The following is a 21,210-nucleotide window of genomic DNA, read 5'->3' as shown; positions in this document are numbered from 1 at the left end:
CTCCTCTGGTTCAGTTGCCATCCCCTATGAATGTGTAAAAAAAGATAAAGAAAAAAGATCCACAACAAACATACTTTACATCAGGGTCATTTGTCACCTAGTAAAGCGCTGTTGTGGATCTCCGTTTCTCCATCACATGATATTAACTTAGTGCTATAGTATCAGAGGATGAAAACGTTGTCAATCAATTTTCACATTTTATCTTTTTCACTTTTGGAACGCTTTCCAAAGGGCTGTATTCGATGTTGTCACAGCTGTAGCTCCCGCTTCAAGCGCTCTTTCTACATCTTCTTTTGTACGGATAAACCCGCCTGCAAATATTGGAATCCCAGCTCGCTCGCGCACTTCTGTAATTAAATCCGGTACGACCCCTGGCAATACTTCAATAAAATCTGGGCGGTGTTTTCCTACGAACTCCATGCTTTTTTCCATCGCACTTGTATCAAGTAAAAACATTCGCTGAATGGCATATACCTTTTTTTGCTTGGCTTTTACTATAACAGAAGACCTAGTAGAAATAATTCCTGCCGGCTTCATTTCCTGACAAATAAATTCCGTTCCATACTCATCATGTTTGATCCCGTGAATAAGATCGACATGGACAAACATTTTTTTATGATGGGCATTTGCCTCATTCATAATGCCCTTTAGCCGGCCTAAATGCACATCAAGTAAGACCCCATATGTAAATGGACTTTTTAAAAATTCCTCAAATTGCTTCATATTGCGAACAGCAGGTAGAATGGGTTGATCATGAAAACTCATATGCCGTCTCCTTCTAAAGTGTATTGGTTCAGTCTTCTCCTAACAGTAATAGATTCTCTTCTATTTTTCAATACACCTAGTGTATCCAATGCCGATTGCACCTAGCAGTTCTTAATGTATGTGCTCTTCCCATAGAAAAAAGCAGAGAAATCTCTCTGCTATAACTGTGCCATGCTTTCTTTTAGCGTGTTGATAATAAATGAAGCGTCTTCGGCTGTTATATTTAGCGGCGGTGCAAGCTGGGCAACGTTATTATAGCCGGCAACCGTATCACCATTTTTCCCGATGATCAGTCCGCGTTTTTTACATTCTGCAATCAATTGACCGACCACCTGTGGATCAGCCGGTTTTTTAGACTGTTGATCCTGAACAAGTTCAATACCAAACAGCAGGCCTTTCCCTCTGACATCACCGACAAATGGATGCTCTTTTAACTCTTGCAAACGTTCAAGCATGTCTTGCCCAAGTGTGTCAGACCGTTCTACTAATTTCTCGGTTTCCATGATCTCTAGGTTGGCAAGGGCCACCGCACAAGAAGCAGGGTGACCGCCAAATGTATTTACATGGCGCAGCCTGTCATACGTATCTTCCCCTGCGTAGGCTTCATAGATTTCTCGTTTCACGCACGTTGCAGAAAGAGGTAAATAGCCGCTTGTGATCCCTTTTGCCATTGTGATGATGTCCGGCTTTACATCTTCATGCATAAAACCAAACCGCTTCCCTGTCCGGCCAAAGCCGCAGATGACTTCATCCACAATGAGAAGTGCTCCATGAGCCTCACAGATGTCTTTGACCTTCTTCAAATACCCTTTTGGCGGTATTAAGATACCGCCGCCTGTAATAATCGGTTCCATAATGACCCCAGCAATGGTCTCACTTAGTTCCCACGTCATGGCTTGATCGATTGCCGTTGCACTTGCCAAAGTCTCTTGATCCTCAGGATGACGATACATATCAGGCGGTGCGACATGGATAAAGCCTTGACCTAATGGCTCATATTTATATTTACGCTGCGCCTGCCCCGTTGCAGCAAGAGCTGCTGCGGTATTACCGTGATACGACCGATACCTGGAGATGAACTTTGTTCTTGTGCTCTCTCCTTTTTGCGCATGATATTGTTTGGCGATCTTAAAAGCGGCTTCATTGGCTTCAGAACCGCTGTTAGAAAAGAAGATGACATAGTCCCCGCCAAGCCATTCATTTAGCTTTTCAGCCAGCTGAATCGCTGGCACATGGCTTTGCGTCAGCGGATAGTAAGGCATTGTATTTAGCTGCTCATATGCCGCTTCTGCAAGCTCTTTTCTGCCATAACCGGCATTTACACACCAAAGACCTGACATCCCGTCTAAATAGCGATTCCCATGAATATCAGTCACCCATGCGCCTTCTGCCTTGTGAATGAGCATGCTTTCATTTTCCTTGTTTGTCCCTTTCATATGATGCCAGATCAACTGATCATCTTTCGCCTGAAGATTTTGAGCCTGCTCATGTATTTTCATCTTCCCGACCCCCATGTATCCGTTTTCATCATTAAAGAAGCTTAAACCGGTTCAGCAGCACATTGCCCCTCTATTCATTATATGGCTGAAAAGGGAGGCATATGAAACTGAAACTAGGCCGCCCGTAAGAGAGAACCAACCATTACTTTCATTATAAAAAAGGGGCCGGGCCCATTACATTAGACAGATCGTCAACTGATTGAAAAGAACCGTAAGACACTCTACTAGGATGCTTAGCAAATCTAACATACCTCGTTAACGGTCATTTCCTTGCAGGAATTCATATGCAAGAATCGCAAATTCAAGCGCCTGTCGTTTCGGTGCCTGCATCATATCCTCGCCAAGCAATGCTTGCAGTTTATCTAGTCTATGATAAAGCGTCTGCCTGACAATATAGAGCTGGCTTGCAGTTTCCTTTTTAGAACCGTTTGTCTGTAAAAAGATATTCAGCGTTTGATAAAGTCTGCCGCTATTTTGCTTATCATATAAAATGACAGGCTCCAAATACTCTTTCACCATACATTCAAGCAGTCCGCTTTCCTTCATGACAGGCATGAGACGGAGCATATGCAAATCTTGATAAAATGGGCTTTCCACACGCTGGGGCATCACTTTCTTTAAATGCAGCACTTCTTTGGCTGCTTGAAAGCTTTTTCTCATATGCTGAAACTGTTCACAATATGGACCGATGCCAAAATTGATCACAGTTCCGCGGGGCTGCTCGCGCTCATACAATTGTTTGATATCGCTCGCAGCCCTCTCTGCACGCTCTTTCCAATCCTCCTTCTTTCTCGTGTTCAATAAAATAAACAAGGTTTGTCCTTGATGCTCATAAGGAATCAAATGGAAACCCGCTCGCTGAAAGATAGAGCGGCACGATACGAGAAAATAAAGATTTCCTGCGATTTCTTCGATTTGATGATGCTTTTGAAAGAGCATCACCACACAGCCGGTTGGCTTTTTCAATCCTTCTGTTTCTTCAAGATGCTCTAAAATATCTCTTTCTGTATGCTCTTCTTGGAACCATTTTTGCAGCCATTCGTTCTCTTTTGTCTTCTTCAATTCTTCTGTATAAAGCTCTCTTAGCGTTTGCTGGGCAAGAGCATTTGCCCCTTTATCCATTACGAGCAGTTCGAATTCTGAGAGTGTGTTTGTTTGATGAATGAGCACAAGGTCTGCAAATGTCTGCTTGAGTGCAAGCACTTCTTTTTTGGTCACTTCGTATCCTTTTGGCAAGGAAGCAAACTGTAAATAATTCATGACCATCTCTTCGGTTTGTTTAGAGGAATCACATAAAATAATCGGCTCCCCCTGAACAGGAATGAGTAAAAGAATGCCCCTTACGTGCTGATACACTTGATCCAAAATATCCATCTGCGGATGGGGAGTCAGCAAAAGCTCATTCAGCTTTGATGACAGTGCTTCTAAATCAGCCATCATTTGATACTGGCGTTCAATCATCATCGTATGGAGATGCTGTGTGATGTTGACGAATTTCACTTCTTTTGTAAACAAAATCAGCGGAAAATCTCTTTCTTCTGCATACGCAATCAGTTCTTCCGGCACATCGAATCTGAGCGGAACAAATTCAATACATAAGCCTGCCGCACCAGAATCGATCAGCTGTTTTAAAAATGCTTGAAACACATCCAATTGATCATGAAAGCCTGCGGCTGTTGTTAGGATGAGCTCTCCCCCATTTAACAAATCTTCTACAGCAGGCACTTCTAGCACATGGACCCATTTGACCTGCCGAAACAATCCCTTTTCTCCTGCTAACACTTTTGCATGGGCAAAATACTTTGTTTTTAACACATCACTCACTTGAAAATGAACATCTGCATTCATTGATATGTCCCCCTTTGTTTGCCGCCTATCCCCTATCCCAGAGGGTGCATAGATAAAATCCATAATAAAACTGGTAATGTCACGATGCTTAAAACGGTACTGAGAAATGTCGTGCTTGAGACAAACTCAGGCTTCGTTCGAAATTGTACAGCCATCAGCGTGGTATTTGCTGCTGTCGGCATGGCTGCAACTAAGATCATAATTTGTTTCACTAGATCATCTACCGGTAAAATGAGTGTAAAGCCAAATGCGATGAGTGGTGAGATAAACAGCTTCAGCAATACAGCATAAGAAATATTGCGATAATCCACTTGCTTAAAAGAAATGACGGCGAGCTGCATGCCTAAAATAAGCATAATCGTCGGTATGGCGGCATCTCCCACAAGCTGGACACCCGTCATCACCTCTTTAGGTAGTGTAAGATCCATCAGCTGAAATAATAGACCGAGGAGTGCCCCATATGCAACCGGCATACGCAGCACTTTTTTCAGCACGACCTTCCCATCCCCTGCATCCTCTCCGCCCTTTGCTGCATAATACATACCGATCGTACTCATGACAAGCTGCTGTAGCACCATTAAGACGATGGCAATATCTAAACCTGCTGCTCCGAAGACAAGCAGGACAACAGGCGTGCCGTAATTCCCATTGTTCATAAATGCTGACGACAGAATCATGGCACAATACATTTCCTTCGAATAACCATAAATACGAGATAAAATAAAGACACATAAAACAAGTGAAAGACAAAGTCCGACGACAAAAATAGATAGGTACACATAGTCCATCGACACTTTGTTTTGATAAAAGGTTTCAAACGCAAGGAATGGTGACATTAAATATAAAGACATTGATGAGAGCGTATGTATGTCAAAACCAATGGCCTTCTGCCCAATATACCCGATAAGGAAAATACCGAACACTGGCAGTAAGACAAGTAAAAACTCCATGCTGCACCTACTTTTCTCTAGATGAATTCCTATTCTTCCTCATAATCATACCACTGTTAAACAATAAAAAAGAAGCACCCTTATGAAAGGCCGCTTCTCTCCTCATCCAAATAGAACACTTCCCACAAATGACCATCAAGATCCTGAAAGCTCCAACCGTACATGAACCCATGATCCTGCTTTTCCTTAAACGGTGACCCGCCTGCTGCCATCGCCTGCTCCACCAGCTCATCGACCTCTTTTCGTGAATCAACCCGCATAGAGACAATGACCTCTGATCCCTGCCTTGCATCCACCAATTGTTTTTCTGAGATGGTTTGAAAATGCTTATGGGTTAACAGCATAACCGTAATGGTGTCACCAATGACCAAACAAGCTGCCTGATCATTCGTCAGCTGCTCTTGAAAGTCAAAACCCAGCTGCTCAAAAAAAGCCTTTGATTCCTTAACATGCTTTACCGGTAAATTGATATACAAATGTTTAGCTTGGCGTCCCATGTTCCTCTCCTTTTTGAACACATGATCTCCTTTCAGTATATTCAGATTTTGCTCCGGCATCCCTTTGTCAATTGAAAAAATCTGATGCCATCAAAAAGAAGCGCCTCAACAATAGGCGCTTCCTTTCATTATTTCTTATATTCAATATGGTACACGTCTCTTCTTCGGTCTTTGAGCTGACGTACCGTTCCATCTTGCCGCTGTCTTCTTAAAATTTCTAAATCGACATCGCCAACGACAACCATTTCTATATTCGGATTACACTCTCCTACAATCCCATCTCTTGCAAATTCAAAGTCAGATGGGGCAAAAATCGCTGATTGTGCATATTGGACATCCATATTTTCGGTTTGCGGAAGGTTTCCGACAGTTCCTGAAATCACGGTATAAATCTGATTTTCAACCGCTCTAGCCTGTGCACAGTAACGCACTCTTAAATAGCCTTGACGGTCTTCTGTACAGAACGGCGTAAAAATAATTTTCGCTCCTTTATCAGCTGCAATCCGAGCAAGCTCAGGAAATTCAATATCGTAGCAAATTTGGATCGCAATTTTACCGCAGTCTGTATCAAATACCCGAACCTGATCACCTGCTGAAATCCCCCACCATTTTCTTTCATTCGGAGTGATATGGAGCTTATATTGCTTTTCAATCGTTCCATCTCGTCTAAATAAATAAGCGATATTGTAGATTTTCCCTTCCTCTTCAACGAAATGGGATCCCCCAATGATATTAATGTTGTACTTCACAGAAAGGTCTGTGAACAAATTAATGTAATCTTCGGTATATTCCGTGATCCGCTGAACTGCAAGACTTGGGGAGCGCTCCTCTAAGTAAGACATGAGCTGCGTTGTAAAAATTTCTGGGAATACGGCAAAGTCAGCTGACGCATCTGATGCGACATCAACATAATACTCCACCTGATTCATAAATTCCTCGAAGGAATGAATTTGTTTCATCGCATATTGAATGACGCAAATGCGAACTGGGAACGCCGATTTATAAAATCTTTTCGATTGCGGACGATAATCAACATTATTCCATTCCATTAACGTCGCATATGTGCTCGATGCCTTATCATCCGGCAAGTAATTCGGATTGATCCGCATGAGGCTGAATTCATTTAACAGCTGGAAAGATAAAACAGGATCATAAATTTGGTGAAGCATGACCTGCTCCACATATTGACGAGGCGTCATTTCCTCTTGGTATTTATGATAATTCGGGATGCGTCCGCCAATGATGATGCTTTTTAAATTTAATCTTCTCGCTAAGTCTTTTCTTGCTTCATATAAACGATGGCCAATTTTCATGCGGCGGTATTCAGGACTAACCATCACTTCAATTCCATACATATTCATCCCATCTGGATTATGGTTAGTGATGTACCCATCATCTGTGATGTCCTGCCAAGTATGACGGTCATCGTATTCATCAAAGTTAATTAATAAACTTGAACAAGAGCCAATGATTTCTCCCTCAAATTCAGCACAAAACTGACCTTCTGGGAAATGCTCAAGATGGCTTTCAAGGTGCTCTCGTTTCCAAGGGTCCATGCCCGGAAAGCATACCTCCTGCAAGGCGATGATTCGGTCAATATCTTCTTCCCGGATATTACGGATCACCATTCTTTTTTCAAACCGCGTTAAATCGAGTTTTTCTGCCATGATGTTTTTGCCCCCTTACTGATCCTCTTTTTCAAGCTGATGGAATAGCTGGAGCAATTCGATTTCAGCCATGGATTCTAATCTGACATCATATTCTTCAAACTGCAGCGTGCTCGTCACTTTGTTTGGGACGATGACGCATTTCATGCCTGCCCGTTTGGCAGCAATTGATCCATTCACTGAATCCTCAAATGCCACACAATCCTTTGGCTCTACCCCTAAGCAGCTTGCGGTTTGCAAATAAAGCTCTGGATGAGGTTTGACTTCTTCCACATCATCTGACGTACGGATACATTCAAAGTAATCGAAAAGACCAATTTGCTTCAGGTGATCAGACACCCATTTATAGTCTGAGCTGGAAGCAAGTCCAATCTTGATTCCAAGCTCCTTCGCTGCCTGTAAATAAGCTTCTACGCCAGGTCGTGCTGATTCATCCTTCATTCTCTTTTGAAAACGAGAACGCCGGTCCGCTGTGAGTGCCTCATGATCGAGCGTCTTTCCTAGCTGCTTTTCTAAGTATTCAAAAGGCTTAAAGCCCGCCTGCGTCCCGATGACGTTACCCCATACAGAAAGAGGCAGTTCCGACTCATGCTCTGCAAACATTTCTTGTAAAACTTCATATTCATGTGTTTCTGTATCTAAAATTAATCCGTCAAAATCAAATATAATCGCCTTTACCAACGAGGCCACTCCTTTTTTTTACGAAAGTCTTTAATATGATACTCAATGCTATCATATCGTGAATAAAATTGACTTTCAAAGATGAATGTCTGCTAAAATAATTATGTATAAAAGGAGCCTGTACCATTTTGTCAGGCTCCTACCCGTGTTCGGTTTATTCTGCAAGAGGTCCAAGCGCTCCGATTCGTGGAGAAATAGGCAATGTTGAAAAAGAGCGGGTTTGGTATTACAGATCTAAAGGTTTCTCCGTTCCCTTAAAAATAGTATGTGCGGCAGCCTTGTAAGTTAACAAGGAAGTTCACACCAACTTTTACGCATTTTGAAGGCGGCGGCTGGCAAAATCGTCTAAATCAAACGGAAAAGAAAAGCCGCATGCATTGACCTGCTCACGGTTTCGCTCGAATAGCTCACGATCACGCTTTGTCATATGGCGTTTAGGTTTGACAATAATGGTATGTAATAGCTGAAGTCCCGATAAAATACGAAAAGCATCGTCCATCGTTCCGTTATAAACCCCTTCAACAAAGGTCAGCGGGCGTTCTTGTTGACGCGCAGCTGGGTTTTCACCGACAGCATGGGATAGAAGATCTTCAACATCCTTTGATATTTCTTCAATTGCCTGCTCTTGCAGGTCTGTAGCAGCTTTCATTATTCTCACGTGGCATCTACCTCTCTGTCGTTAGTTCTCCATTCAGAATAGCACAGAAAAAAAGGCGTTCGCCAAGGTAAGTGTTTCCTATATATACCCAAAGAGAGGAACGGATATTATGAATATTAACGGGCACACGCTCTCACTAAAAGCAGGTAAGCAGCATCATGACACTTCCCTTAGTCAGTTTTTAAAAACAGCCGTATCGGCCTCAAAACCGATTATCCATTTTTGGATGGAGCATCAAAAAATACGTTTAAATCAAAAGCCTGCCCATCACGCAGCAAAAGTCAGTACAGGCGATCACATCCTGATCGATTTATTTGAAACGGAAGAAAGTGATGTGACGCCAGAATATGGTGAATTAGAGGTGCTCTTTGAGGACGAGCATTTATTGATTGTGCAAAAGCCCGCTGGACGGCCAACGCACCCGAATGAAAAGGGACAAACGGGCACACTGGCAAACCTTGTGGCCTTTCATTTTCAAGCAAATGGCGAGGAAAAACGGGTGAGACATATCCACAGGCTTGACCAAGATACAAGCGGCACTGTCATTTTTGCTAAACACAGGTTAGCTCATGCTGTGCTTGATCAAATGCTTTCTAAGAAAACGATCCGTAGAACATACATCGCCATCGCAGAAGGACTTTTCAAGAAAAAGAAAGGCACGATCAATGCAGCGATCGGCCGTGACAAGCATCATGCCGTCAGACGAAGAATCTCTCCTACTGGTCAAAGTGCTGTGACTCATTTTCAGGTTATGGACACCAATAAACGCCTGCAAATGACAGCCGTTAAGCTGCAATTAGAGACCGGAAGAACACATCAAATTCGAGTCCATCTTAGCAGTCTTGGGCATCCTTTAGCCGGAGATACACTTTATGGAGGAGCTCGTGATCATATCAACAGATGCGCCCTCCATGCCAAACAAGTAGACATGACACATCCTTTTACAGGTGAGCAACTGAGCATAGAAGCGCCGCTTCCACCAGATATGGCTCAGCTCATGGACGAGATCATTCATTAAAAAAAGAGCCTGCTGATTAAATGCAGGCTCTTTCTTCATTAGACAGATACTCTTTTTGCATAAATAATATATCGCTCTGGTGCATTGCCGACGAAATGAAATGGATAGCATGTCGTTAACACGAGCTCTTCCTTTTCATTCTGCAAAGTAATAATGGATGTATCATGCTGATCCACGATTTTCGTATGTGTGATTTCATAAAGAAACTCACCATACGGCACAGTGATTTTCAGCTGATCCCCAATATCCAGCTCACCTGTTCGGCGAAATACCGTGTCGCGATGGCCAGATAGGACGATTTGTCCCTTTTGATCAGGGTAATAACTGCCTTTGTAATGCCCGACACCTTTGGCAAGATCATCCGCATCTGTCCCTTCGACAATGGGAAGGTCTGCTTTTAATTTCGGAATCGTCAGGATGCCAGAGGCTTTCCCCACTTCAGGAGAAAACTGCTTCTTTGACATCCTTTGATCGTCCGCTACCGCTTTCTTCGCGGCTTCTAATGATTGTGCTGTTTGAAGGTGTGTAGAGGCGATTTGCCAAATTCCCCAGCCGAGCAAGACAATTCCTGCTGTCATCACAGTAAGTGCAAGCCACTTTTTCATGCTTAAACTCCTTTACCTGTTACATTTCTCTTAGATGAAACGCTCTTTAGCTTGCTGCTTTTTCTTCTTGTTTTGCTTTTTGAATGCGTCCCTCTTTTTGATACACAATGGAAGCTCCTTCAAAGCTCTTCACAAAAGCGACAGTGGCTTCTAAATCCTCTGGACCTGTTTCAGGATTTTTCCCCAGCCTTCCTATCGGTGCATACTTACTGCCAGTTGCAGTTGCCATAAAGTTATTCACCGTGAGTGTATACGTTTGATCGAGCGCAACGTCTGATCCATCTGGCAGCTTTAAGTCGACTACTTTATATGTTACCGGATCATAGGAATATGAAAAACCCGAAATGCTATAATCTGGTCCAAATTGAGGAGAAATTTGCGCTTCAATGATCTCAGCCAAGTCTTTCCCCTTAATCTCAAGTTTAACTAAGACGTTGCCAAAAGGCTGAATATTAAACAGATCTCCCCACGTAATCGGCCCTTTTTCAAGGTTTTGCCTGATCCCGCCGCCATTCATCATGGCAAAATCACTTTTCATAGAATATCTCATACCATCAGCAATCAAATTACCGAGCGGCGTGTCTCCATCATTTGAATAGCCGCCCTCCATTTTGACACCAGCTTCTCCAACGACCTCACTAATAATCGGCTCAACTTCTTTCCCGTAATGAGCCAAGATGCCGGCTGCTTCCTTGTCCTTTTCAATACCAGACTGATCTACATACTGGATATTTGCACTCTTTTTGACAATATCCTTCGTTTTGCGGTCAAGTGTTACATTGACTTCGCCAACGGCCTTCCCATATTCAAAGGCTTGAACAATTAATTTCCCATTGACCTCTCCGTTTACCACTTCGTGATTATGCCCCGCAAAGATGACATCAATTTCATCATCGCCTTCTTTGGCCAGCTTCGCACTTTCTCCAGTGATGGTATCTCCATTTTGAGAGGCTGTCATATGAGCTAAGACCGCAATGGCTTTGATCCCTTTTTGTTTTAATTCCTTCGCGGCTTCATTCACGGCCTTGACTTCATCTGTAAACTGAATGTCTTTAATCCCTTCTGGCATCACCATTCCTGCGGCTGACTTTGTCACAACACCGATAAATGCTACAGGAATTCCCTCGACATCTATGATTTCATAAGCAGGTAAAAGTGGTTTACCTGTATCCTTGTATTCACAGTTTGCACAAACGAGTGGAAAATTCTGTCCGTCATATCCCTTTGTGCCTTTAGGATGATCTCCGCCATTTATGATCCGTAATAGCTCGTCCACCCCTTCATCAAATTCATGGTTGCCGACCGTGCCAACATCAAAACCAATGTTCTCCATGAGTTCAACCGTTGGTTCATCCTGCAGAAGAGACGATATTGGAGAGCTGCCGCCAATCATATCTCCGGCGTGAACTGTGATCGTATTTTTGTTTGCTGCTTGTTTTTGTTTCATATAAGCCGCCACATAATCCATCCGTCCATACGTTCCTTTATTGCCATCACCTTTTAGATCCAGCTCGTATTGTTGATCAATTTTCCCGTGTAAATCATTCATGCTTAAAATGGTTAACGGGACTTCCTCAGCTTCCTCTGCCGGCTGATAGCCAGCCTGTTCTGCTTCTTCTTTTGAAGCAAAAAAGATGCGTTTATTTACAGCGATTTCTTTCCAGCTGTCAGGCGATACGTACGTTTTCGCTGATGAATCACCGACGTAGCGTGTCAGTCCTTTTTTCTGTTCTCGTGCTCTAAATTCAAACGGCTGTTCCAGCAGCGGATCCGCTTCATTCCAAATGCCCAGCCCTTTTTCTTTCGCCTCTTTGACCGCTTTTTGAAACATCTGATAGTCCTTTTCATCTCCAACCGGCCAGATGAAATACGTAGGAGCATATCCTTTTTTCACAAGCTCTAAATTCGTATTGACCCCTTTTTTGGTTTTCACTTGAGCTAAAAGACGTCCATAGTCGTCCTTCGCTTCAGGACCAATCTTTAATGTGACGTTATCTCCGCTTGAGAGCAGCGTATTTAAATAGTCCGCCGCCTTCTGTCCAAAACGCAGCTGGTTTTGATCTAATTCATTTTTTGGCTTATGGTACGTTTCCGGCGTGTCCATATTCACAAAGCGCACCTTTGTTGTACCAAGCACAGGCTTCTTTAAATGAATCGTATCACCATCCACTACCCGGTCAACCGTTGCCTCGTATTCTTTCTTGATTTTTGGCGGCTTTGGCTGGCGTTTCAGCAGACTGACATCACCCTTGTGTCTTGGAAGCACCTGCAGCGTATCATATCTGCTTAAAACTCCTGTAAAATCATACCATTTCCCTGTCTTTACTTCATCAATGGCACTTGTATCCACCATCACTCTAAGGATGGTGCTGTGATATTTTTTATCAATAATCACGACATTATATCCACCGCCAGCCGGCTGCTCTGGCTTTGATTCAACATAGCCTTTGACCTTCACAAGTTTTCCTTCATGTTTATGTGCCTGATCCGTTTCTAGTTGTTTCAGTGAGACTCGCTTCGGCTTTGGCAAGGTTTGATTGACAGCATCTACCTTCAGGGCATCTCGATCCGGCACAATTTCAATCAGTCCTTTATAAGACGTGATCTTCCCCGTTACTGTCACCTTCATGCCTGTTTTCAGTTCTGGGAAGTTGTTGGGCTGTGCTGAATAAATATTGATTCCAGCTGATTTGTCTTGAATGTACGTTGACAGTTTCCCATTGCCTATAGCCGATTGGTCTGCTGTCACAATTCCACTCACCGTCACCGTTTCTCCGATCAGCAGACGGGCTTTCTTGATTTTCATTGGCTTCTTTTGGTTCCAAACCGTTTCCTTCTTTTCAGACGCAATGGCTTGTTCTGCTGTAATCATGCCAGGCAGTAAGGATTGCAGACTAAAGATCACTAAAACCAGACAGCAGATCATTCGAATGGATCGAACACGTTTCATTAGACCCTCCCCTTCCGAGCTTTATCTCTCATAGTGTACTAAGTAAATATTGATGGTAGATGGATTTCTTGTAAATCTTATGTCTGTCAGCTCATTGGAAACGTAATAATCACTCGTGTCCCCTCAAAGCTTTTGCTTTCAAAACGAATGCTGCCGCCATGGCTTTCAATGATTTTAATCGTCATCATTAAACCAAGACCAGTCCCTTTTTCTTTCGTTGTATAAAAAGGTTCACCCAGTTTCCCTAGTTCTTCTTCTGGTATGCCCTTTCCTTGGTCTTCAAAAATCAGCATCATCTGATTATGTTCCAATACGGATGTGACTTGAATGACACCTGTCACACCATCCATCGCTTCAATACCGTTTTTAAGAATGTTTAAGAAAACTTGTTTCAGCTCATTTGGTATACCTTGAATGTTTGGCAGCGACGGAGACAAATTCTTCTGAATAGACACGCCTTTTAAAACCGCCTGTGATTCAACGACCATGATCACTTCTTCGAGCAGAAGATTGACATGTACCGGCTCAAATCTCACCGATTTGCTTCTAGAGAGCACAAGGAATTCATTAATAATGGCTTCAAGCCGATTAAATTCAGACATCATCACATCTGCATAATCCTTCTGATATTTCTTACTTTGAATCATCAGCTGTAAAAATCCCTTTAACGACGTCAGCGGGTTCCGTATCTCATGGGCGATGCCGGCTGCAAGCTGACCAACTGCGGACAGCATCTCGGACTTCATCAGCATCTTCTCTGACTGCTTTTGATTGGTAATGTCCTCAGAAATCCGCATCACGGTTGACTGCATTTTGTCAGGATCATCAATTCGGTGTAAAGAGACTCTCTCCCATCGTTCACGGCCTGATAAATCCTGAAAGTACAGCTCACCAGTCCAGCTGCCTTCTTTTAAACAAACGTCCCATTGCTTTTCTAAATCATCACATTGACACAGCGAATGATAGACAGAAAAAATATCTTTGCCGATCAGGTCATATTCATGCTGCTGTACAAACTGGCAAAAGCGCTGATTCACGCATTGAATGACCCCTTCCTCAGTTGCAACAACAATATGGATATGGCTGTTATCCAGTGCTGTTACCGCTAGATGAAGTGACTGTTTGATTTTTGTCATTTCCGTCATTTTAATCCACGTCATCACCGCTCCCTCATGATCTTGATCAAAGATAGGTGTGATGTGAACAGTAAATTGTTCTCCTTCATTCGTTTCAATTTCTCGTTCGATGACGCGCCTGTCCGAGATAACCGATTGTATGTCATGATAGAGTGTTTCCTGTGTAAGCTTTTTAGCCATCGCCTGAAAGGATTGCTGTTGCCTTATTTGTGCTGAAGTAAATAAAGAGGCGGCTGTAGGAGTGTAATAGCGAATATTCATGTCCCGGTCCACAAACAACGTCGCAAGCTGAGGCTTAACAGAAGGTCTATACAGTTCTTCCCTTGTTACCCTTAAGTTGTTTATGATATTAATAAAATGTTCATGTTTTTTCTCAAGCTCCGCTATTTGCGTGTTTTTCACTTTTAATTGAGCCCTTGCCTCCTGCTCTTTTTGTTTAATTTCATTGAGTTCAATTTCTAAATCGACAATACGCTGCTGATAAACTGAATTCTGATCTGGCATCCCTTTTTCCCTGCTGTTCTTTTGAATTTTCCCTCTCTCATTCATTCGAATGAGAATGACGTATACCCCTTTAAAACGGTGATCAAAACTCTTTACAATAAAATCCGCATACTGCTTTTTTCCTTTTTCCGAAATGAGGACATGCTGAAACACAACCTCTGTCTCGTCCGTCCATACCTTTTGAAAGGTTTGACTCAACATCTCTTTCAAATAATCAGGTGTGACATATTCACATGATTGATCTGACACTTCTGTACGGTCTAAAAAGGAATAGGCCCCATTTGACATCGCCAGAATTTTGTCACAATCATTGATCACCATGCATGCGTCATATTCTCCGCCCACTTCTTCCATATATTGTGCAGCTCGCTTTTTTAACTCGGCATCACGAGCGTCATATACCCAAGGGACACTAGATGCAGGAACATTTGAATAGGTGTAAATGTTCCACTTCTCATTGAATAATTGAAACAATCGAGGAATATTGGGAACAGTTTCATTTGGCCCTAAGATTAACACCCCTTGATCTTTTAAAGCATATTGGAATCGGGATAATACTCGTTTTTGTACTTCTGGCTCAAAGTACATCAGAACATTTCGGCAACTGATAAAATCGAGGTGGATAAAAGGTGAATCAATCAATAAATTGTGAGGAGCAAAAACAATATGTTTTCTAAGCGACTGCTTCACAATAAAAGCGTCACCTTTTTTTTCGAAATATCGCGCCCGCCATTTTTCCGGTATGCTTGCCATAGACTCTATCGAGTAAAGACCTTTACTAGCTATTTGAATGGCTTTTCGGTTGATATCTGTCGCAAAGACTTGAAGTTCAATGGACACATCTCTTCGCTTCATTTCTTCTAAAAATAAAATCGTAAAAGAATAAGCTTCTTCCCCTGTCGAACATCCCGCAATCCAAATTCGGCACCGGGATTTCCCGTTGTTCATCGAATGGTCAATGATTGACGGGATCACCTTCTGTTCACATACTCGAAAAGCCTCCATATCTCTAAAGAAAGCAGTCGTGCCGCTTAGGAGCTGGGCATGCAGGCGGTCAAGCTCATCTGGTTCTCTTTCTAATAAACGATCGTACTCTGTTAATAATGACATTGGTTCGTTTGCAGTGCGCATGCGTTTTTGAATAACAGAAAGCAGCCTTTTCTTTTCATAGGTTGAAAAGGCAATCCCTTTATACATTTCGAGACGTTCAATGATTCTTAGTAAAGCTGGATCCGTCTCATCCGCATGCGGGACATTGATGATATTGGCCATATAAGCTGCAAGGGTGGATGGATTTTTGAATGATTGATGATACATGCTGTCAAAACCACTCTCTACCTCACTGCACGATAACGCTGTACCGCCTTGCTCTACCAACCGAAGCAATCCACTCCCCACACAATGACCTTTTTGAAAAAAGATCGCAAACGCCTCTTCCTTTTGAACACTGGCAAGTGACTTAAAAAGCGAGTCGACAGAGCATCCCTTGTTTGTTGGCAGCTGCTCAGATACATGAAGCCGATGATCTTCTGTTAACGTCACAGCCGCATGCTGCGGACAAAAATAGATGGTCTTCTTCATGACTTTCTCACCATGTTTAATCGTTTTTGCCCGGTAGCCAATCGGTAAAACAAGTGCTTCCAAATCTGTTATACAATCGCCTGTCACGTGATTTTGCACAACAATAAAAGAGGCATTTAATTCATGTGGCAACGATTGAAAAAAAGCCTCAAGATGATGCTGTTCAAACGGCGAAACACCGATGCCGATCACTGGTGCCTGCACATGTTCGTCTTCTATCAAACGATTAATGATTTTGTCCTGCATCTGGTACCCCCATGTTCATTCGTCTGATACTTTTTTTCGACAAAAAGAAAGAAAACCCTCTAATTGTAAATAATGTTTTTTGCATGAAAACGAGAAAATATCCTCACATTAAAACAGATTGTATAAACAGAAGGAGGAATATCAATGCAAAACGATCAGCAGCCAATGTTTCAAGGAAGCGCTCAGCAGCCTGAGCTCAACCATGGCGGGCATGAGTTATTCGATTTACATGAAATTTTAGCCGGCACGATTAATATTTTGGATCAATATATGATCCTGCGGCAATTTATTCAAGATCCTGCATTATGCGACATCCTGGATCGACAATATCAGTTCGTTTTATCACAGTACAATGTCACTGTAGATTGTTTTTCTACAGGCCAAAAGCCTAGTGAAGAAACCGCTACTTATATGATGAAAGAACACACACAAGTGACATACGGAATCAAACCTTCTCAGCCGAAGAAGCCAAATCAGTCATTACAGGATGTAAAAGACTTAGGCATCACAGGACATATGCTCAGCCTAGTCAAATCACACGCTGGGCTACTTTCCATGTCCGCATTAGAAGTAACAAATCCTGTTGTCAGACGTGTGCTTGCTGCGCAGATTCCGAACTTTATTGAAATGGCATATGAAATTTTCTTGTATCAAAACAAGCATGGCTACTATCAAGTTCCTCAGCTTTCCAAACAAGATATGACAGCCATGACGTCAGCTTTTGCACCGCTTCAGGGGCAGGTTCAAATGCCTCCTAGCAAGGCAGATCAACAAAAGCCTCTTCATTAAAAAAACGGCTGACCTCCTTCTCTGGTCAGCCGTTTTTTCTTTGATACATCATTTTAAACTGTTCTTCAAAATCTGTGAGCCTCTCCCCCGTCGCCTGTTCAAAACCGCTAGCAAATTGGCCCGTTTTCGCAGTCTCCTCCATGATCTCATGTATGACGTCTCGTCCGTAAAGCTGCACCAGCTCATAGATCATATAATAGCTTTGTAAATAGACATCTGTCTCATACGTTACCCGGGAGTTCTGCCAGTCTTGATCAGAATGAAGAGATTGAAATGGAATTACATCGAAGCGTTCAGACGTAGCATTTAACACGTCATAGGCCGTCCACTCTGCTGTTCCTTCGTGGAACCAAAGCGGAAAAATGCCTGGAGATACTTCATATGAATGGACCTTTTCATAGAAAACAAAATGAGCATACTCATGAATAAAAAGCGTATTGAAAAAGTATAAAGGCAGTGTCTCTTTCTTTAATAATGCTTCCCGTTTATCTGGATATAACCCAATCATTTGATCATGATCGGAGTAAAATCCCGTAATATGCTTAATACCAGCCATTTGTTCGATCGTCTCTTTATCATCAAAATAAATAACGTCTAAAGGTCTGTCAGCTTCAAATTGAAACACTGACGCTGTCCTCTTCTCTGCCTGCTTCATGGCCTCTATTGTCAGATCAACAAAAGCATCCTCTTCCTCTGCATAGTAGATTCGAATATGTTCATAGACTTGCTTATTGAGTCCCTCCGTGATAACCGTTTTAGGAGAAGACTGCTCCAAATATTGTCCTGTCAGCTGAAACGCAACATAAATCAAGTACGCGGTGAAAGCATAAAAAATCAGACCTGCTGCAATCATCCCGCTTACAAGTTTTTTATGAATCAATGACGGCCCTGCTTTCATTTGCTCCCCACCTGAATTCATCCTGCACCCTCTTTCTCTCTCTATGAAGAAACAAAGATCAACAAGAGGTGATATATTTTTTACTTTATGCAGTCAGGTGCGCGAGGTGCGGTTCCAAACAAAAAAGCCGCATATGACATACGGCTTTTGTCGTAGCTATTTTGATTCAGGGAAGACACGTCTAACCGTTTCAGTAAATTCATCGAAAAATCCTGAAATCGGCTCTCCGCTTTTAATACGTTTTCCATAACCTTGCATACGATCGACAAAGTCTGGATTAGCAGATACATACACGTTGTCGATTTGTTGATCCGTTGATTTGACTTTGTCTGAAATTTTCTTTTTCAGATCGTCCGTCACATCACCGCTTTTATTGCCTTCAAGTACAACGGCAACAAATGCATTTTTTCCTGTGACAAGCACGTTTGCTGTCTTCACTTCAGACATATTGGCTACAAGCTCTGACGCCTTATCTGCCACTTTGACCTTCTGAGGTGTTTGAACATCTGGCTGATCCTGTCTCATGTTGTCATTTTTATATGTGACATTTTCATACTGCCTTTTCATTGTTCCTCTACGCTCATCGCCTTGGTTGTTCATTCCACACCCAGCGGTGATTAATGTTGGCACGAGCAGTAAAGATAGCATCCATTTCTTATTCATCAATTATTCCCTCCTTTTGCTCATAGGTTTTTCATCCAGCCGGCTTTTTATGCACATATCCTCTCTTTCCGCAAAATGAATTCATAATTCAGCTGTGATTGGTCATCCTAAACTTGATGAAAGATCATCACGATCAAATGGAGGGATTCGTTTGTTTAAAAAAAGAAAAGGTATGAGCACTGGCGCAATGATCGCAGTATCAACAGCTATCATTGCATTATTCTCCCCGGTTTTACGAAGAAGACTGAAAAGCATGACACAAATGAATATGTCTTCAATGATGAAAGGCGCAAACCATCAGCACCAAGATTCATCTCGTCATGAGTCCCGCTCACATAAGGAATCAAAAGGAACAGGTGAAGTTGGCCAAATGATCAAGCAGGCATTCACAGCTGTCCAGCCAAATCAAACGAACCAGCACCAATCACCATCAAGAACTCATCAGCCAAGAGAATCTTATGCGCAATCTCTTCACATTGATGAAAGTGTGATGAATGTGATGGATGATGAATCGATCCAGCAAGTCATCAATGACATCGAGCACAAATAATAAAACAGGAGCCTTCATAAAAAGAGGCTCCTGTTTATTCTCCTGAAAAATGTTCTTTGACCATAAGACAAAAGGAAGGTAGAAATGTGATTTCGATTGTTGTGATGAAGTCGTCACGATGCTCTAATATCAGCAACAGCTCCTTTTCTTCCTTCCGATCTTTTTTAATCTCTACATGCTGGACTGTTTTAAAATCATATATTCCTAAAACGGATTCGGTCTTTTTTCGAACGACCTTTAAGGTAAACTCCTGCATAGCAAGCGACATGTTCACAACAAATCGCTCCTCCTGATTCTCGAACCGAAACGTCAAATCTTGATATTCAACCGGCATTTCTTTTTCAAATCCGGCATCTGGCATTTTTTCAAAAAAAGAAAGCCAGTCCGTTTGATCTGGAAAGCGTTTTCCCCGCATTTTCTTCAATTCCTCATCATTAAAATTTTTATTAATTATCCTTTTTCCCCTTTTCTTTTGCAACAAATTTTAGTAATTTTAAAAAGGTGATTCTATTTTGCTAAGAGACCTCTTTATTAATTTAACAATTCTTGTCACTTTCCATTATTTATTTATGCTTGTGTTTAAAGAGAATTTTCTGAAGAAAGAAGATACCTTGCTCAGACAAATATGCAAAGGCATGCTTTCTGGGTTACTCGGTGTCCTTTTAATGTTCTTCTCTATTAAAACAGGACCAGCGATCATCGATTTAAGACATATTCCCCTTATTTTAACGGCCTTTTATGGAGGCATCGCCCAAACAATGATTGCAGCTTTTATTGTGATCATTGGCCGATTATTAATTGAAGCCAACATCGCTTCTTCCATCAATATTTTTTCCATGATGTTTATCGCAGCCTCTTCTTTTTTGATTGCAGAGCGTCATATGAATCATGTTGTGAAAATGCTGTTATCCATTACGATTGGTAATGTGGTTGCCACAAGCCTGTTCATCTTGATCGTGCATGAGACATCATTTCAGCTGCATTCTACTTATTGGATTTTCTCATATATTGCTGGATTGTTTAACTTTTATGTCATTGAACATCAAACAAAAGCATATCAGCTGTTAAATTTATATAAATTCCAAGCTCATTATGACTTTTTAACAGGTGTTTTAAATAAACGGAAGTTCGATGAGGTATTAAGTGAAGCTTTTACTAAGAAGTTGAAGCAGCCTATCCATCAAATGTCCCTTATTTACCTAGACATCGATTACTTCAAAACCATCAATGATCAATATGGGCATCATGAGGGAGATATTGTTTTAAAAGAAATCGGTACAAGGCTGATTAAAAACACAAGAAGCTCTGATTATATTGGTCGGATTGGCGGTGAAGAATTCGCTGTCCTTCTACCAAATTGTACAATTGAAAAAACATGGCAGATTGCAGAACGCTTACGAAAAAAAATAGCCGATCAACCGATTTATTTAAAAAATGGTATGTCCATTCACACTACGGTATCAATTGGATGTGCTTATTCTCATGGAACGAGTACAGACATCAAGCAATTACCAATTATAGCTGACCAGGAGCTCTATAAAGCGAAGGAGTCTGGCCGTAATCAAGTGAGCTTTTCAGAGAGAAAAAAAGACCATTTAACATAGGCATTTTCCTCAATTTGTTAGCACTAATTATTTTTAAAAAAGTTTTCGTATAACAGTTGTTTTTTCCCGCAAACACTGGTAAAGTAAAGGTAATTATTTTT

General features: G+C 41.9%; 18 protein-coding genes. 4 read left to right on the top strand and 14 right to left on the bottom strand.

What is annotated here, in order from left to right:
• Positions 1–207 precede the first annotated feature (207 nt).
• From NSS80_RS04810 to NSS80_RS04775, 8 genes are all read right to left on the bottom strand, one after another.
• A complete protein-coding gene (locus NSS80_RS04810) occupies positions 208–765 on the bottom strand; it encodes a glycerol-3-phosphate responsive antiterminator (RefSeq protein ID WP_024425304.1) in 558 nt (185 codons plus the stop codon).
• A gap of 158 nt (positions 766–923) precedes the next feature.
• Complete coding sequence (locus NSS80_RS04805) at positions 924–2,264, bottom strand: aspartate aminotransferase family protein (protein WP_342498431.1); 1,341 nt, start codon at positions 2,262–2,264, stop codon at positions 924–926.
• A 255-nt stretch (positions 2,265–2,519) separates the two neighbouring features.
• Complete coding sequence (locus NSS80_RS04800; RefSeq protein ID WP_024425306.1) at positions 2,520–4,112, bottom strand: PucR family transcriptional regulator ligand-binding domain-containing protein; 1,593 nt, start codon at positions 4,110–4,112, stop codon at positions 2,520–2,522.
• 32 nt (positions 4,113–4,144) lie between these two features.
• A complete protein-coding gene (locus NSS80_RS04795; RefSeq protein WP_024425307.1) occupies positions 4,145–5,062 on the bottom strand; it encodes an AEC family transporter in 918 nt (305 codons plus the stop codon).
• Positions 5,063–5,142: 80 nt separating this feature from the next.
• On the bottom strand, positions 5,143–5,559 hold the full coding sequence (locus tag NSS80_RS04790) for a VOC family protein (protein ID WP_024425308.1): 417 nt from the start codon (positions 5,557–5,559) through the stop codon (positions 5,143–5,145).
• Between the two features lie 128 nt (positions 5,560–5,687).
• Positions 5,688–7,226, bottom strand: coding sequence for a bifunctional GNAT family N-acetyltransferase/carbon-nitrogen hydrolase family protein (locus NSS80_RS04785; protein WP_034282283.1), 1,539 nt, complete (start codon positions 7,224–7,226; stop codon positions 5,688–5,690).
• Between the two features lie 15 nt (positions 7,227–7,241).
• Entirely contained in the window at positions 7,242–7,907 is a 666-nt protein-coding gene (locus NSS80_RS04780) for an HAD family hydrolase (RefSeq protein WP_034282284.1), read from the bottom strand.
• A 310-nt stretch (positions 7,908–8,217) separates the two neighbouring features.
• The gene (locus tag NSS80_RS04775; protein ID WP_041116937.1) at positions 8,218–8,565 is read right to left on the bottom strand and encodes a DUF5365 family protein; all 348 of its coding nucleotides are present in this window, start codon (positions 8,563–8,565) and stop codon (positions 8,218–8,220) included.
• Positions 8,566–8,674: 109 nt separating this feature from the next.
• Between NSS80_RS04775 and NSS80_RS04770 the strand changes: the two genes are divergently transcribed.
• On the top strand, positions 8,675–9,583 hold the full coding sequence (locus NSS80_RS04770; protein WP_317222125.1) for an RluA family pseudouridine synthase: 909 nt from the start codon (positions 8,675–8,677) through the stop codon (positions 9,581–9,583).
• Positions 9,584–9,621: 38 nt separating this feature from the next.
• Here the strand turns inward: NSS80_RS04770 and NSS80_RS04765 are convergent, their stop codons facing one another.
• The 3 genes from NSS80_RS04765 to NSS80_RS04755 form a co-directional block, all read right to left on the bottom strand.
• Positions 9,622–10,188, bottom strand: a complete 567-nt coding sequence (locus tag NSS80_RS04765; RefSeq protein WP_317222126.1) for a class D sortase — start codon at positions 10,186–10,188, stop codon at positions 9,622–9,624.
• A gap of 46 nt (positions 10,189–10,234) precedes the next feature.
• Positions 10,235–13,138, bottom strand: a complete 2,904-nt coding sequence (locus NSS80_RS04760; protein ID WP_317222127.1) for a 5'-nucleotidase C-terminal domain-containing protein — start codon at positions 13,136–13,138, stop codon at positions 10,235–10,237.
• Between the two features lie 86 nt (positions 13,139–13,224).
• Entirely contained in the window at positions 13,225–16,605 is a 3,381-nt protein-coding gene (locus NSS80_RS04755) for a CheR family methyltransferase (RefSeq protein WP_317222128.1), read from the bottom strand.
• Positions 16,606–16,749: 144 nt separating this feature from the next.
• On the opposite strand from NSS80_RS04755, the gene NSS80_RS04750 reads away from it, so the two are divergent.
• The gene (locus NSS80_RS04750; protein WP_034282292.1) at positions 16,750–17,394 is read left to right on the top strand and encodes a spore coat protein; all 645 of its coding nucleotides are present in this window, start codon (positions 16,750–16,752) and stop codon (positions 17,392–17,394) included.
• A 25-nt stretch (positions 17,395–17,419) separates the two neighbouring features.
• Here the strand turns inward: NSS80_RS04750 and NSS80_RS04745 are convergent, their stop codons facing one another.
• Together NSS80_RS04745 and NSS80_RS04740 are read right to left on the bottom strand one after the other, a co-directional pair.
• Positions 17,420–18,292: a hypothetical protein gene (locus NSS80_RS04745; protein WP_342498479.1), complete on the bottom strand. Its 873-nt coding sequence runs from the start codon at positions 18,290–18,292 to the stop codon at positions 17,420–17,422.
• A gap of 156 nt (positions 18,293–18,448) precedes the next feature.
• Positions 18,449–18,955, bottom strand: coding sequence for a YhcN/YlaJ family sporulation lipoprotein (locus NSS80_RS04740; RefSeq protein ID WP_034282294.1), 507 nt, complete (start codon positions 18,953–18,955; stop codon positions 18,449–18,451).
• Between the two features lie 151 nt (positions 18,956–19,106).
• Here NSS80_RS04740 and NSS80_RS04735 point away from each other — a divergent pair, with 151 nt between their 5' ends.
• Positions 19,107–19,505, top strand: a complete 399-nt coding sequence (locus NSS80_RS04735; RefSeq protein ID WP_024426613.1) for a hypothetical protein — start codon at positions 19,107–19,109, stop codon at positions 19,503–19,505.
• A gap of 34 nt (positions 19,506–19,539) precedes the next feature.
• Here NSS80_RS04735 and NSS80_RS04730 read toward each other — a convergent pair whose 3' ends face one another.
• On the bottom strand, positions 19,540–19,920 hold the full coding sequence (locus NSS80_RS04730; RefSeq protein ID WP_041116926.1) for a hypothetical protein: 381 nt from the start codon (positions 19,918–19,920) through the stop codon (positions 19,540–19,542).
• A gap of 97 nt (positions 19,921–20,017) precedes the next feature.
• Between NSS80_RS04730 and NSS80_RS04725 the strand changes: the two genes are divergently transcribed.
• Positions 20,018–21,109, top strand: a complete 1,092-nt coding sequence (locus NSS80_RS04725) for a diguanylate cyclase (RefSeq protein WP_041116924.1) — start codon at positions 20,018–20,020, stop codon at positions 21,107–21,109.
• Positions 21,110–21,210: the final 101 nt, after the last annotated feature.

The organism is Bacillus sp. FSL M8-0350, from assembly GCF_038593345.1.
Classification (GTDB): domain Bacteria; phylum Bacillota; class Bacilli; order Bacillales; family Bacillaceae; genus Bacillus; species Bacillus safensis.
This window is presented reverse-complemented; position numbering and strand designations above follow the sequence as displayed.